The organism is Mycobacterium ostraviense (genome assembly GCF_002705925.1).
Classification (GTDB): domain Bacteria; phylum Actinomycetota; class Actinomycetes; order Mycobacteriales; family Mycobacteriaceae; genus Mycobacterium; species Mycobacterium ostraviense.
Genome location: NZ_NKRE01000001.1, coordinates 5,876,558 through 5,890,618, shown reverse-complemented (window position 1 = coordinate 5,890,618; position 14,061 = coordinate 5,876,558). Strand labels below are relative to the sequence as shown.

Genomic DNA, 14,061 nt, shown 5'->3' with positions numbered 1-14,061 from the left:
CCGGGTTTCCGTGACGTGGTGGGAGGTCCCTGATGTCGTATCTCATCGCGGCCCCAGAGCTGGTGGCGGCGGCGGCAACGGATCTGGCGAGTGTTGGTTCGTCGATAAGTGCGGCCAACTTCGCGGCTGCCGCGCCAACGACGGCAGTGCTGGCGGCCGGTGTCGACGAGGTATCGGCCGCGATCGCTGCCCTGTTCGGGGCGCATGCCCAGGCCTATCAGCTGCTCAGCGCCCAGGCCGCGGCATTCCATGAACAGTTTGTGCAGCTGCTCACCGCGGGAGCGGGCTCGTATTCCCTCGCCGAGGCTGCCAATGCCTCGGCTGCACAAGACGTGCTCGACCTGATCAACGCGCCCACCCAGGCGCTGTTCGGGCGTCCGCTGATCGGCAACGGCACCAACGGAGCGCCGGGGACGGGTCAAAGCGGCGGTGACGGCGGGATCTTGATCGGCAACGGCGGCAACGGCGGGTCCGGCGGCATCAACCAGGGCGGCGGCAACGGCGGCAACGCCGGCTTGTGGGGCAACGGCGGCGCCGGCGGAGCCGCGGGGAATTCCACCACCGCCGGTCTCAACGGGTTCAACGGCGGCGCCGGGGGCAACGGCGGCCTGCTGTGGGGCAATGGCGGTGCCGGCGGCGCCGGCGGCAACGGCGGCCCGGCCCCCCTGGCCGGTGGCGTCGGCACCACCGGCGGCAACGGCGGCAACGGCGGCGGCGCCGGGCTGATCTACGGCTTGGGTGGCGCGGGCGGAAACGGCGGAATCGGGGGAGCCGCGCCGGCCATCGGCCCCTCGCCGACCATCATCCCCGCGGGCGGTGTCGGCGGGTCCGGCGGAGCCGGCGGCGGGGCAGCGGCCTTGTTCGGCGTCGGCGGCGCGGGCGGGACCGGCGGGGCCGGCGGCCTCAGCAACGCGACGGTCCAGAGCGTGGGTGGCTACGGCGGCATGGGTGGTCTGGGCGGACAGAGCGGACTGCTGTACGGCGCTCCGGGCGCTGGTGGAGCCGGCGGCGCCGGTGGAGCCGGCGACGGAGCCTTCGCCAGCTTCGGCGGCCATGGTGGGTCCGGTGGAAACGGGGGCGCCACCGGGCTGTTCGGCAACGGCGCCGTCGGCGGTGACGGCGGGCTGGGAGGCGACGGTGGTACCGGGGTCGCCCAGGGCGGCCAGGGAGGCATCGGTGGTCTCGGCGGCACCGGAAGCCCCGGTGGTCTGCTGTTGGGCAACGGTGGATCCGGCGGCAACGGCGCCCTCGGTGGCAACGGGGGCGCCGGCGTGACCACCGGCTTTGCCGGCTCGGGCGGCTTCGGCGGCGCCGGCGGCGATGCCCAGCTGCTCGGGATCGGAGGTGTGGGCGGCAACGGCGGTGGGATCGGCGCCGGCACCACGGCCGCGGTGCCGGTCACGACGCAGCCGGTGGGCGGCATCGGCGGCAATGGCGGTCGCTCCGGATATCTGTTCGGCACAGGTGGCAACGGCGGCAACGGCGGGGCCACCAGCACCAACGGAGGGCTGTATGCCAGCGGCGGCAACGGCGGCAACGGCGGCCTGATCTTCGGCAACGGCGGCGGCGGTGGCAACGGTGGTGCCGGCGGCGGCACCAGTGTCGGCAGCGGCGGCCAGGGCGGCAACGGCTCGTTCTTCTTCGGCAACGGCGGTGCCGGCGGCACCGGCGGCGCCAACGGCTCGGGCGCCGGCGGCTCCGGCGGGTCGGGTGCGGTGTTCTTCGGCAACGGCGGTGCCGGCGGCAACGGCGCCCCCGGCGGCTTCGGCGCGGGCGGTAACGGCGGCAGCGCGGTGATCATCGGCAACGGCGGCAACGGCGGAAACGGCACCGGCTTGGCAGCCGGGGGCAGCGGCGGCGCCGGCGGATTCCTCTTCGGCCAAAACGGGACGAACGGGACGGCCTGATCCGGCGGGGCGCACCGCGGTCGCCTATCGCAACGGCGCAGCCGGCACGCCGTTCGGCACGCTCACCACGTGCCGCAACATCATCGATCTGCTGCCAGAGTTCGTCACGTTCAGTAAGGTGACGGCGTGCCTGAGGTGGGTCGCGAGCAGCGTGCCGACGAGCCGGTCAGGCTCGACGCGCACGGTCGGCTGCAACGGTATGAGAAGGCATTCGCCGCCCTGGACGCGCCGTTTGCCTTCGTCGACCTCGACGCGATGTGGGCCAATGCCGGTCAGCTGCTTTCCCGCGCGGGTGACAAGCCGATCCGGGTGGCGTCGAAGTCGTTGCGGTGCAGGCCTTTACAGCGCGAAATCCGCGACTCGAACGCTCGGTTCGACGGGCTGATGACGTTCACGCTGGCCGAGACTCTCTGGCTGGCCGACCACGGCTTCGACAACCTGCTACTCGCCTATCCGACGACCGATAGGGCGGCACTGCCCAAGCTCGGCGAGCTCACCGCTGAGAACCCCGAACGAGCGCCGATCCTGATGGTCGACAGCGTCGAACATCTCGACCTGATCGAAAATGCAACAACCAAGCCGGTGCGGCTGTGCCTGGACCTCGACGCCGGCTACTGGCGAGCCGGCGGGCGGGTGAAGATCGGGGCGAAGAGATCGCCATTGCATACGCCGGAACAGGCGCGCGCGCTCGCGGTGGAGATCGCGCACCGGCCGTCGCTGACGCTGGTGGCGTTGATGTCCTACGAGGGCCATATCGCCGGGTTCGGCGACAACGTGGCCGGCAAGTCCGCCCAGAACGCGGCCGTTCGGTGGATGCAGCGGCGGTCCTTCGCGGAGTTGCGGGAACGTCGCGCCCGCGCCGTCGAGCTGGTGCGTGAGGTCGCCGACATCAAGATCGTCAACGCCGGCGGCACTGGCGACCTTCAGCTGGTTGCCCAGGAGCCGGCGATCACCGAGGCCACCGCCGGCTCGGGGTTCTACGCGCCGACGCTGTTCGACTCCTACTCGACGTTCGCCTTGCGGCCGGCGGCGATGTTCGCGCTGCCGGTATGCCGCCGGCCCGACGCCAACACCGTGACCGCGCTCGGAGGCGGCTATCTGGCCAGCGGCGTCGGCGCGAAAGACCGCATGCCCACCCCGTACCTACCGAGCGGGCTCAAACTGGACCCGATGGAAGGCACCGGTGAGGTCCAGACGCCATTGTCCGGTGCGGCGGCGCGGCAACTGAAGATCGGCGACAAGGTCTACTTCCGTCACACCAAGGCCGGCGAGCTGTGTGAGCGGTTCGATCGGTTGTATTTGGTTCGGGGCGCGCAGATCATCGACACCGTCCCGACCTACCGCGGTGAGGGTCGCACGTTTCTTTAATGATGGAATGGTTCGCCGACGGACCGCGCGACAAGGAGCTGCCATGACTGCGATCACCGCATTGCCGACCGAACTGGCCACGATGCGTGAGGTCATCGAGACACTCGCACCGATCGAACGCGGCGCCGGCGACCCCGGCGAGCAGGAGGCTGCGGTCAAGATCGTCGAGTACCTACGCGCCGCCGGGGTGCAGAACGCGCGGATCGAAGAGGAACAGTTTTACGACGGCTACCCACAGCTGCACGCCAAGCTGTCGGCGGTCGGGGTCGGGGCAGCAGTCGCGGGGCTGATCAGCCGACGGTTGCGTGGCCTGGCCGGGCTGGCGGGTCTGGGCGCGGGCCTGGCGATCGCCGACGACTGTTCCAACGGGGTACGCGTGGTGCGCAAGAAACTCCAACAGCCCAGAACGACATGGAATGTCGTGGCCGAAGCCGGCGACCCCACCGGCAAGCGGACGGTCGTGGTGTGCGCTCATCACGACGCCGCGCACAGCGGCAAGTTCTTCGAACCCGGCTATCAGCGGTTCTTCGTCGAGCGATTCCCGGGGATCGTCGAGCGCATCGACACCTCACTACCGAACTGGTGGCCGTCGATCCTGGCGCCGATGGTAGCCGGTGCCGGCGCGCTGCGGGGCAGCCGCAAGATGATGCTCGCCGGGGCCGTGATGAGCGCGATCGGGGTGGCGGCGTTCACCGACATCGCCCGCAGCCCGATCGTGCCCGGAGCCAACGACAACCTTTCCGCCGTCGCGCTGATCGTCGCGTTGGCCGAGCGGCTACGCGACCGCCCGGTGCAGGGTGTGCGGGTGCTGCTGGTGTCGCTAGGGGCCGAGGAGCAATTGCAGGGTGGCATCTACGGTTTCATCGCCCGCCACAAGTCCGAGCTGGACCGTGACCACACGTATTTCCTCAACTTCGATACCGTCGGCTCGCCCGAACTCATCATGCTCGAAGGCGAGGGCACCACGATCATGGAGGACTACTACCACCGGCCGTTCCGCGACCTGGTGGCCCGAGCGGCCGAACGCGCTGACGCACCACTGCGACGGGGGCTGCGATCGCGCAACAGCACCGACGCCGTGCTCATGAGTCGTGCGGGCTACCCGACCGCCTGCTTTTCCTCCTTTGACCGCCACAAGGCGCTGTCGAACTACCACCAGATGTCCGATACCCCGGAAAACGTCGTCTACGAGACGGTGATGCACGCGGCAACGGTGGCCGAGTCCGTGGTGCGGGAGCTGGCCCGGTGAGCAACCTATGGCGCAACTGGGCCGGCGATCAGGTATGCGCGCCGTCGCAGATTGTCCGGCCCACCTCCGAAGCCGAGCTGGCGGAGGTCGTCGTCAAGGCTGCGCAGCGCGGCGAACGGGTGCGCGCCGTCGGCACCGGGCATTCGTTCACCGACTGCGCCTGCACCGACGGCGTGATGGTCGACATGACCGGCATGCAGCGGGTCATCGACGTGGATGTGGCGGCCGGTCTGGCGACGGTGCAAGGCGGGGCCAGGCTGTACCGGCTGTTCGCGCAGCTGGCCGAGCGGGGGCTGGGCCTGGAGAACCAGGGCGACATCGACAAGCAGTCGATCACCGGGGCGACCGCGACCGCCACGCACGGCACCGGGGCGCGCTTCACCAACGTGTCGGCGCAGGTCGTTTCGCTGCGATTGGTCACCGCCAGTGGCGACATCCTGACCCTGGCGCAGGGTGACGACTACCTGGCAGCACGGGTGTCGATCGGCGCGTTGGGCGTGATCTCTCAGGTGACCCTGCGGGTGGTGCCGCTGTTCACGCTGCATCGCGACGACCAGCTGCGCCCGCTGGCCGATACGCTGGAGCGACTCGACGAGCAGGTGGACGGCAACGACCACTTCGAGTTCTTCGTGTTTCCCTACGGCGATACGGCGCTGACCCGCACCACGCGCCGCAGCGACGAGGAGCCCAAGCCGCTACCGGTGTGGAAACGCCGGATCAACGACTACGCCGAAAACGCGGCGCTGAGCCTGATCTGCCGCACCGGTCGTCAATTCCCCAGTGCCGCACCGGCATTGAACCGACTCATGACGAACTTGATGTCGCCGGCCACCGTCCAGGATCATGGCTGGAAGGTCTACGCGAGCGCACGCAACGTCAAGTTCACCGAGATGGAATACGCGATCCCGCGCGAGCACGCGCGCGAGGGCGTGCAGCGGGTCATCGACCTTGTGCGCCGGCGCAACCTGCCGATCATGTTCCCGCTCGAGGTCCGCTTCGGCGCCCCCGACGACGCGTTCTTGTCGACCGCGCACAACCGGGACACCTGCTACATCGCCGTTCACCAGTACACCGGCATGGAGTTCGAAACCTATTTCCGCGCCGTCGAAGAAATCATGGACGAGTATGCGGGCCGTCCGCATTGGGGTAAGCGCCATTATCAGAGCGCCGGCACGCTTCGTGATCGGTATCCCGCCTGGGAGCGTTTCGCGGCGGTGCGCGATCGTCTCGACCCCAACCGGGTCTTTCTCAACGACTACACCCGGCGGGTGCTCGGCCCCTGACGAAGCGACTAATGGCCCCACTTGCAGGGACCAAAGTCCTTGGCTACCAACACGCTAGTGACCGCAGCCGGCAGGCACCGTACGTTTGGCGGTGGAGCAATCATGACTGAATTCATGCGCAACAGCGATGCCTTTACCTGGGCCATGGAAACCGACCCACGGCTGCGATCGACGGTGGTCACGGTCGTGCTGCTGGATCGATCCCCGGACTGGGACCAGATACGCCAACGCTTCGATCTGATCAGCCGGGAACTACCGATGTTTCGCCAGCGGGTGGTGGAATCTCCGCCGCCCGCCCCGCCGCGGTGGGAGTACGACGCGGACTTCGACTTGGACTATCACATGCGGCGGGTGGCCGTTTCGGGAGCCGGCACTCTCGACGACGTGCTCGAGATGGCCCGAGTGGCCGAAATGCAGGATTTCGACCGGGCCCGGGCCCTCTGGGAGGCGACCCTGGTCGAGGGCCTACACGACGGCGCCGCGGCGGTGATCTGCAAGTTCCACCATGCCCTCACCGACGGTGTCGGGGGTATCCAGATCGCGATGCGGCTATTCGACCTTTCCGCAGAGCATTACGAGCTGGAGTCACTGCCCGCCGCACCGGAGATACCCCAGCCGTCTCGCCTGGAGGGGTACCGCGATTCGTGGCGCTATAGCGCCTCGTTGCTTGCCGACGCAGTGACCGGCACGGCACGGCAAGTACCGCAACTGGTGTACGGCGGTATCCGCCGGCCCATCTCGACGCTCCGGTCGGCAGCAGCCAACGCGGCGTCGGTCTACCGGACGGTCCGGCCGCTCAACCGCACCGGTTCACCACTGATCAGGGAGCGCGGCCTGATCCGGCGCCTCGGGGTGCACGAGGTGCCGCGGCTGCAATTGCGCGATGCCGCGCACCGGTGTGGCGGCGCGCTCAACGATGCGTTTGTCGCCGGGGTGGCCGGCGGGTTACGCATCTATCACGAAAAACACGGCGTTGCGGTTGGCGATTTGCACCTGACCATGCCGATCAGCTTGCGGACGAACACCGATGACATGGGTGGAAACCGAATCACGTTGATGCGGTTCGACATTCCCGTCGGCGAGGCTGACCCGGCGAAACGGATCAAGGCCATCCACGAGCGCGTCGGCGCGGTGCGGCAGGAAAAGTCGCTGCCCTACACCCAGGTGATTGCTGGCGTTCTCAACCTGATGCCGCGTTGGTACATCGGCTCGGTGCTGCGCCACGTTGATTTTCTGGCCAGCGACGTACCCGGGATCCCGGTGCCGGTGTTCCTCGGAGGTGCGGCAGTGCGCACGCAATACGCGTTCGGCCCGACGATCGGCTCGGCCGTCAACGTCACGCTGCTGTCCTATGTCGACACCTGCGCACTGGGTATCGACGTCGACACCGCCGCGATCCCCGACTACGACGTCTTCCACGACGCTCTCGTCGCCGGCTTCGACGAAGTATTGGCGCTCGCAGGCTAATTGGCGCTGGCCCTGGCAGCGGGTAGGGCGGTCGACCCGCCTGCCGCCAGTGCCTTTCGCGCCTCTGTTCGTCCGGCTCGCATGAAGCCGGCCCAGTCGCGGGTGCTAAGGAATTGGCGGTAGAAGCCGAGTCCCCGCACCGTCTGGTAGGGCACAGGCTCGATCATGATCAACCTCGACGCCGCACGTAACCGGGCCAGGTTCTCGCGGGCGAGCTCGATCTGCTGGCAGGTGCGCACCTGGCTGGCGACGTACAAGATGCTGGCGCGGCGATACTCCCAACCGGTGGCGTCTTCGCCCGCAAAGCCCGCAGGATAGAACCCGTTGATCGCCAGCGTGACCTCGCAGGGCTGCTCGATGTCGAGCAAGGGGCGAACCGGGAAGATGTCGACGATGCCGCCGTCGCACCAGTGGAACCCGTCGAACTCGACAGGCTGGATGAACAACGGCAACGCGATGGCCATATGTACGGCGCGCGCTACCGTGAGCTCCGGATGCGTACCGGGACCGATGAATTCGATTCGATTCTGTTCGATATTCCAGATCGGCGCGTAGGCCGGAATGGGCAGTTCGCCCAGCGTCAGGTCGCCGAGCAGACGCCGGTAGGTCTGCTCGATCACGTCGCCGGCAATGATGCCGGCAAACCCCCGCCCGGCATTGAGCGCCAGCCGCAGCAGCCGGCCCCAGTCCAAGTCGACATAGTCCCGCGGAAGCAGCCCCAGAGTGAAGGCCGCCACCTCGTCCGCGCTGATCCCGGCCGCCAACGGAAACCCGAACAGCGCCGAGCCCGAGCACAGCGAGTAGACGGACGGACGCAGACCCGCTTCCTCCAATGCCCGCGCGGCCCCTACCAGCGAGGCCATCGCGCCGCTTCCGCCCGTCGCGGCCAGCGCAATCCGTTGCCCTTCAGCGATATTCGCGACGTAGGGCGCTGCCGACGGGAACGGCTGGTGGTGTTGAGTCCCCGCGGAGGGCAACCGCAACGCAGCCCAGGCGGCGTCCGCCAGAAATCCGGCGTCCTGGCGCAAGCCCACCGAAAATTCGCGTGCGCGCGTTAGCACGTCGAAGTACTGGCGGAGCCGAAAGACATCGAGGATCGTCCCTAGCATGCCGCTGACTATGCACGGCGGCCGGCACCGGGCACAGAGTCCTCGGTCATCAATGCGGAAGGCCATCGTCGTCGAAGACGATGCTGTGCCGGCCGGGGCCGGTATCGAGGTGATCACGGGCGGATCCCAATGTGGGCGGCGGCCTGGCACAGCGGACCCGATACCCGAATCATTGCACGGTGGCCGGTGCGGCCCACCCGAGCGACCCGCCCCGGGGGCCAAGGCACTTGTGGTGGGTATCGCTACGACTCGACAGGAGGTTGACAGGGCATGACGGCCAACTGGGTGCCGACCCAGATCTCGGGTGGCCCGAACGCTGGTCGCATTCTCGACACCGCGCGGGGCATTCTCATCGGGCTGCGCCGCTGCGCCCCGGGGACTGCACTCGATGAGTTGCACACGGCCGCACAACGTCACAAGGTGCCGGTGTTCGCGATGGCATGGGCGTTGGTCCACCTCGCGGGTGACGGCGCAACATCTCACGCATATGCCGATGCCCAATCGGCGGTTCGCCGCGAGTGGAACCAATTGTTTGCCCGCCCGGCTGGTTCTCCCGCCGGGTCGACCTGCTCAGGGCCTGCACTCAGAATCTGAACAAGCCCGCGCCGGTATTTCCGAAGCCGAGAATGCCGGCGAGCAGGTTGGGCAGGGTCAGCGGAAGGGTTCCGGTGTTGGCGAGGCCCGATACCGCGCTAGCGAAGTTGAACAGCCCTGAGGTGCTGGTGCCGACATTTTGGTAACCCGAGCCGCCGAAAAGTCCGGCGGGATTCACGTTGAACAGACCCGAGAGGCCCAACCCACGATTGCCGAACCCTGAGCTGCCCCCGCCGCCGGTGTTGAAGAATCCCGACGAGGGTGCGGTGCTGGTGTTGCCGAAACCCGCCGGCGGCGGGACGTCGAAACTCGCGATCGTGGTGCTGGGCAGCGTCACGCTGGGAATCGTGAGGCCCGGGACCGTGAAGCCGTCGAGGTACACGGGCGGGATCGTCAGGCCCGGAATGGTGAAGGGATCGAGCTTGATGGGATTGACGGCGAGTTCGGGAATGCTGAAGGCGCCCAGCTTGACCGGCGGGATATTGATGTCGGGCAGGGTAATCGGCGGCAGGCCGAAGGAGTCCACGCCGATCGGGTTGATGGTGAACGCAGCGGTGGTGGCCCCCGGAATGCTGAATGCGCCCAGCTTGATCGGCGGGATATTGATGTCGGGAAGCGTGATCGGCGGCAGGCCGAAGGAGTCCACGCCGATCGGGTTGATGGTGAACGCAGCGGTGGTGGCCCCCGGAATGCTGAATGCGCCCAGCTTGATCGGCGGGATATTGATGTCGGGCAGGGTAATCGGCGGCAGGCCGAAGGAGTCCACGCCGATCGGGTTGATGGTGAACGCAGCGGTGGTGGCCGCCGGGATGGTGAAGGCGCCCAGCTTGATCGGCGGGATGGTGATGTCGGGAAGCGTGATCGGCGGCAGGCCGAAGGAGTCCACGCCGATCGGGTTGATGGTGAACGCAGCGGTGGTGGCCCCCGGAATGCTGAAGCCGTCCAGACGGATGGGATCGATGTCGAGCCCCGGGATGGTGAAAGCGCCCAGCTTGATCGGCGGGATGGTGATGTCGGGAAGGGTGATCGGCGGCAGGCCGAAGGAGTCCACGCCGATCGGGTTGATGGTGAACGCAGCGGTGGTGGCGCCCGGAATGCTGAAGCCGTCCAGACGGATGGGATCGATGTCGAGCCCCGGGATGGTGAAAGCGGCCAGTTCGATGGGTGGGATGGTGATGTCGGGAAGCGTGATCGGCGGCAGGCCGAAGGAGTCCACGCCGATCGGGTTGATGGTGAACGCAGCGGTGGTGGCCCCCGGAATGCTGAAGCCATCCAGACGGATGGGATCGATGTCGAGCCCCGGGATGGTGAATGCGCCCAGCTTGATCGGCGGGACATTGATGTCGGGAAGCGTGATTGGTGGCAGGCCGAAGGAGTCCACCCCGATCGGATCGATCGTAAACTCATTGGTGGTGAACCCCGGAATGCTGAAGTCACCCAGATTGATCTGCGGAATCCTGATGTCCGGCAACGTGATCGGCGGAAGACCGAAAGTGTCGATGCCAAATCTTGGGAGCGTGTATGGCCTGATAGTCAAGGTGGGCAGATCGAAACCTGAGGATTCCAGCGAAATCAGGTTGAAGTACGCTTGGCCATTGAATGGGTCGACAATTGCTGTACCGGGAAGATAATTAACGCCCTTTAGCGCGAAGACGTTTGTGTCCCATTTGATCGCCAGACTGTAGATCCCAATGCCATTGAAATGGATCGTCGGTGTGTTGAACTCCGGCGATGTTATTGTGGGAGTCTGAAAGCCGCCGAGGGTTATGCTGTCGACTTTGAAGCCGGGTATGAATATCTCTGGCAAGGTGATCCCCGGCACGTCAATTGTGGGCGCCGTCAGTGGCGGGATGACTAACTTGGGTGTGGTGAAGCCGCCCAGCAGCGCGCTGTCCAGCTTGAAACCAGGAATGGTCACCGCGGGCAGGTCCAGGCCCGGCACGGTGATTGGCGGAGTGGTGATGTTGGGCAGGTCGAGGCCGGGCACGGTGATGGTGGGTGTGGTCAGCGCGGGAATGGCGAGTTTGGGTGTGGTGAAGCCGCCCAATAGTGCGCTGTCGAGCTTGAAGCCGGGAATGGTCACCGCGGGCAGGTCTAGCCCCGGCACGCCGATGGGGGGTGTGGTGATGTTGGGTAGGTCGAGGCCGGGCACGGTGATGGTGGGTGTGGTCAGCGCGGGAATGGCGAGTTTGGGTGTGGTGAAGCCGCCCAATAGTGCGCTGTCGAGCTTGAAGCCGGGAATGGTCGCCGCGGGCAGGTCTAGCCCCGGCACGCCGATGGGGGGTGTGGTGATGTTGGGTAGGTCGAGGCCGGGCACGGTGATGGTGGGTGTGGTCAGCGCGGGAATGGCGAGTTTGGGTGTGGTGAAGCCGCCCAACAGCGCACTGTCCAGCTTGAAACCGGGCACGGTCACGGCCGGCAGGTCCAGCCCCGGCACGGCGACGGTAGGCGCGGTCAGCGCCGGAACGACCAACTTCGGTGTGGTGAAGCCGCCCAACAGCGCGCTGTCGAGCTTGAAACCGGGCACGGTCACCGCGGGCAGGTCCAGTCCCGGCACGTTGACGGTGGGTGTGGTCAGTGCGGGGATGACGAACTTCGGTGTGGTGAAGCCGCCCAACAGCGCGCTGTCGAGCTTGAAACCGGGCACGGTCACGGCCGGCAGGTCCAGCCCCGGCACGTTGACGGTGGGTGTGGTCAGTGCGGGGATGACCAACTTCGGTGTGGTGAAGCCGCCCAACAGCGCGCTGTCCAACATGAATCCCGGCACGGTCACAGCGGGCAGGTCCAGCCCGGGTACATCAATCGCGGGTATGGTCATCTTCGGCAAGTCGATAGCAGGTATCGCCAAGTTCGAAGTAATAACCGTCGGTAAATCCAGAGCCGGTATTGCTATTCCGGGAATATTTATTGGCGGCAAGGTCAGATCCGGAGTGCCCAGATTGAAGCGGAGACCGCCCTGCCCGGTGCCTCTGAAGGCGAAGCCGTTATTCATGTCACCAGTGTTGAGGACCCCGGTGTTCACATTACCCGAATTGAAGAATCCGGTATTCACATCGCCGGTATTATAACTACCGGTGTTGGCCGAGCCCGAGTTGAAACTGCCGGAGTTGTAGTTTCCGAGATTCGAATCACCGGTGTTGGCATCGCCCACGTTGAAGCTGCCGGTATTGAAATCCCCCGGGTTGAGCAACCCGGTGTTGGAGTTGCCGGAATTGCCGCTGCCGAAGTTTGCGAGACCGGCGTTGAAGAACCCTAGGTTTCCGGAGCCGGAGTTTCCTATCCCGACATTACCGGTGCCGGAGTTGAAGAAACCAACATTTCCGGTGCCGGAGTTGAATAAGCCGATATTACCGGTGCCGGAGTTCAACCAGCCGAAGCCCACCCCGCCCGTGCCGCTGAGTCCGATGCCGATATTGTTGCTGCCGGTATTGCCGAACCCGAAATTGTTGCTACCGGTGTTCGCCAGACCCACGTTGAAGCTGCCGGCGTTCCCGAAGCCCGTGTTGTAGCTGCCCAGGTTTGCGGGGCCGACGTTGTTGCTGCCGAGGTTTCCGACGCCGAAGTTGTAATTACCGAGGTTTCCATGGCCGACATTGCCGGCGCCGGCGTTCCCGTTGCCTATGTTGCCGCCGCCGAGGTTGCCGAAGCCCAGGTTGAGGGGCGCAGCGGCCGCCGCGCCGGCCAGCGCAGCGGGCAACCCCGCCAGATTCTGTAGCGGCTGGGTGAAGGGCTCCAGTGCCGAGACGACGGCCGACGCCCCTGCGTGATAGGCGGCCATTGCCGACACATCTTGGGCCCACATCGCCTCGTATGCGGATTCCACCGCGGCGATCGCCGGAGCGTTTTGCCCAAACAGATTCGACATGACCAGGGACACCAGGTCGAAACGATTGGCCGCCACCATAATTGGCTGCACCATCGCCGATCGGACTGCTTCGAACTCCGCCCCCAACGTCTCGGCCTGCATGGCCGCCTGCCGGGCCTGGGCCGCCGTGGCCGAAAGCCAATCCGCATACGGGGTTGCCACTGCGGCCATCGCCGCCGACGACGGCCCCAGCCATGATCCGCCGACCAGCCCCGCGGTTATCGCACCGAACGACGTAGCGGCCGAGTCCAATTCCTGCGCTAGCCCGTCCCAGGCCGCCGCGGCCGCCAACAGCGGTTCCGCCCCGGCCCCGGTGAATATGAGAGCCGAATTGATCTCCGGTGGCAGTACCGAAAAGTTCATCGCCCAGCCTCCTCGTCCAGCAGCCGCCAACGACAGCCCACGACCGCCCCGCAGCCGGCGAGCCCGGTGACGAAGACGTCGTCCGACTACCCTGACCAACGGAAACATGGAGGTCAACGGCGTAACGACAAGTTGAAATGGGTCGGTGGCGGCCCCGGCCGGCTGCCGTCTCAGCACGAACAACGGGACCTGCATCGATGGTGAGAAAAAGTGTTACCTTTGTCTCGGCGTTAGAAAATCTTCCGATGCTTCTCGACGCTCTCGACGCTCTCGACGAAAGGACGCGATACCACGTGCCCGTTGATGATTGGCTCCTCGGAGGGGACCGCCGCGAAGCCGCTGCCGAGCGGATCTACGAGGCCGCAACCGACCTCATCGCCCGCGACGGACTCAATGCGCTGGATATCGACAAGCTGGCCACCCGCGTCCACAGTTCCCGAGCGACCATCTACCGTTACGTCGGCGGAAAAACCGAGATCCGTAACGCCGTCGTCCGGCGAACCGCGCACCGCATTGTGGACTCCGTGCGCGCGGCCGTCGAGCCGCTGAGCGGGGTGGAGCGACTTGTCAATGCAATCATGTTGACCATCAAGCAAATCCGCTCAGACCCACTGTGCCAACTGATGGTCGGTTCGATTCGCGGCGGCACTCGTCAGGTGGCCTGGCTCGCCGAGTCGCCCCTCACCGCCCAGTTTGCTACTGACCTTGCCGGCCTCGCCGGCGGTGATCCACAAGCCGCCAAATGGGTGGTACGCGTCGTGCTGTCGTTGGTCTATTGGCCGGGCGAAGACGAGGAGGCCGAACGCCGGCTGGTGCAGAACTTTGTTGCCCCGGCATTTGCCCAACACAACTGAGG

The 14,061-nt window shown here is 66.4% G+C and carries 9 protein-coding genes; 7 read left to right on the top strand and 2 right to left on the bottom strand.

Annotation, left to right across the window (positions count from 1 at the left end; genetic code table 11):
- Positions 1 to 32 precede the first annotated feature (32 nt).
- The 5 genes from CDN38_RS27400 to CDN38_RS27380 all read left to right on the top strand — a co-directional run bounded on the left by CDN38_RS27400 (position 33) and on the right by CDN38_RS27380 (position 7,274).
- A complete protein-coding gene (locus CDN38_RS27400) occupies positions 33 to 1,907 on the top strand; it encodes a PE family protein (protein ID WP_099319291.1) in 1,875 nt (624 codons plus the stop codon).
- 126 nt (positions 1,908 to 2,033) lie between these two features.
- Complete coding sequence (locus CDN38_RS27395; RefSeq protein WP_099319290.1) at positions 2,034 to 3,275, top strand: amino acid deaminase/aldolase; 1,242 nt, start codon at positions 2,034 to 2,036, stop codon at positions 3,273 to 3,275.
- Positions 3,276 to 3,318: 43 nt separating this feature from the next.
- Positions 3,319 to 4,524 (top strand): M28 family metallopeptidase, encoded by a 1,206-nt coding sequence (locus CDN38_RS27390; protein WP_075511514.1) that lies wholly within the window; start codon positions 3,319 to 3,321, stop codon positions 4,522 to 4,524.
- A complete protein-coding gene (locus CDN38_RS27385; protein WP_075511515.1) occupies positions 4,521 to 5,807 on the top strand; it encodes a D-arabinono-1,4-lactone oxidase in 1,287 nt (428 codons plus the stop codon). Before CDN38_RS27390 ends, CDN38_RS27385 begins: the two co-directional genes overlap by 4 nt.
- Before the next feature lie 102 nt (positions 5,808 to 5,909).
- The gene (locus CDN38_RS27380) at positions 5,910 to 7,274 is read left to right on the top strand and encodes a wax ester/triacylglycerol synthase domain-containing protein (protein ID WP_099319289.1); all 1,365 of its coding nucleotides are present in this window, start codon (positions 5,910 to 5,912) and stop codon (positions 7,272 to 7,274) included.
- Here CDN38_RS27380 and CDN38_RS27375 read toward each other — a convergent pair.
- Positions 7,271 to 8,383, bottom strand: a complete 1,113-nt coding sequence (locus tag CDN38_RS27375) for a patatin-like phospholipase family protein (protein ID WP_075511517.1) — start codon at positions 8,381 to 8,383, stop codon at positions 7,271 to 7,273. The two genes, CDN38_RS27380 and CDN38_RS27375, sit on opposite strands and share 4 nt — an antisense overlap.
- Positions 8,384 to 8,653: 270 nt before the next feature.
- Between CDN38_RS27375 and CDN38_RS31435 the strand changes: the two genes are divergently transcribed.
- On the top strand, positions 8,654 to 8,977 hold the full coding sequence (locus tag CDN38_RS31435) for an ANTAR domain-containing protein (RefSeq protein WP_082277209.1): 324 nt from the start codon (positions 8,654 to 8,656) through the stop codon (positions 8,975 to 8,977).
- Here the strand turns inward: CDN38_RS31435 and CDN38_RS27365 are convergent.
- Positions 8,967 to 13,205 carry a PPE family protein gene (locus CDN38_RS27365; RefSeq protein WP_099319288.1) on the bottom strand — a complete coding sequence of 1,413 codons (4,239 nt, stop codon included), beginning with the start codon at positions 13,203 to 13,205 and terminating at the stop codon, positions 8,967 to 8,969. The genes CDN38_RS31435 and CDN38_RS27365 overlap by 11 nt on opposite strands.
- 293 nt (positions 13,206 to 13,498) lie before the next feature.
- Here CDN38_RS27365 and CDN38_RS27360 point away from each other — a divergent pair, with 293 nt between their 5' ends.
- On the top strand, positions 13,499 to 14,059 hold the full coding sequence (locus tag CDN38_RS27360) for a TetR/AcrR family transcriptional regulator (protein WP_075511621.1): 561 nt from the start codon (positions 13,499 to 13,501) through the stop codon (positions 14,057 to 14,059).
- The last annotated feature ends 2 nt before the right edge of the window (positions 14,060 to 14,061 follow it).

Bases quoted from the DNA above. Each gene is read 5' to 3' on its own strand.
- CDN38_RS27400 (WP_099319291.1), top strand. From the start codon at position 33: ATGTCGTATCTCATCGCGGCCCCAGAGCTGGTGGCGGCGGCGGCAACG.
- CDN38_RS27390 (WP_075511514.1), top strand. From the start codon at position 3,319: ATGACTGCGATCACCGCATTGCCGACCGAACTGGCCACGATGCGTGAG.
- CDN38_RS27380 (WP_099319289.1), top strand. From the start codon at position 5,910: ATGACTGAATTCATGCGCAACAGCGATGCCTTTACCTGGGCCATGGAA.
- CDN38_RS27375 (WP_075511517.1), bottom strand. From the start codon at position 8,383: ATGCTAGGGACGATCCTCGATGTCTTTCGGCTCCGCCAGTACTTCGAC.
- CDN38_RS31435 (WP_082277209.1), top strand. From the start codon at position 8,654: ATGACGGCCAACTGGGTGCCGACCCAGATCTCGGGTGGCCCGAACGCT.
- CDN38_RS27365 (WP_099319288.1), bottom strand. From the start codon at position 13,205: ATGAACTTTTCGGTACTGCCACCGGAGATCAATTCGGCTCTCATATTC.